General features: G+C 57.0%; 1 protein-coding gene. It reads left to right on the top strand.

The features are described 5' to 3' along the window. Positions 1 to 239: 239 nt before the first annotated feature. Complete coding sequence (locus tag SO140_RS46525; protein ID WP_458151737.1) at positions 240 to 446, top strand: hypothetical protein; 207 nt, start codon at positions 240 to 242, stop codon at positions 444 to 446. The last annotated feature ends 54 nt before the right edge of the window (positions 447 to 500 follow it).

The following is a 500-nucleotide window of genomic DNA, read 5'->3' as shown; positions in this document are numbered from 1 at the left end:
GTCGCAGCGCGTCTGAGCACACTCCATTCAGGAGAGGCTTAGGCGGCTTTCAATCGCCCGCCCGGCACAAAGGCGGTCCGGCTCAAAGAAACGCACGGGCAGGCTTCTCGCGGGACGTGATGTTTCTCACAGATAAAAAATCCGTCTTCAGGCATCTACACGGGCAGTGAGGCACTGGTTCGCTTCGAGCCAGTGTTGTTCACAAATACAGACCAAACACAAACTCTTTGGAGCAAATCATGATTCGTGAACTCATCGATACGGACCTCGAGGCGGTTGCTGGCGGCTTTGATGTGGACCAGTACCTGACCAACGTTCAGTATAACTATGCCGACCAGAGCGCCACTGCTACCTCCAGCGGCAAAAACTCGCCCGCCACCGCTGTCAACGCGATCGGTAATCAGATCAACAGCGCGACCCTGGTCGGGATTGTGAGCCACGGCTAAGTCGGGAATGCCCGCACTCTCCATGGGCTGCTCCCGAGGGGTGTGCGGGCTTTT

The organism is Bradyrhizobium sp. UFLA05-108 (genome assembly GCF_059803455.1).
This window is presented reverse-complemented; position numbering and strand designations above follow the sequence as displayed.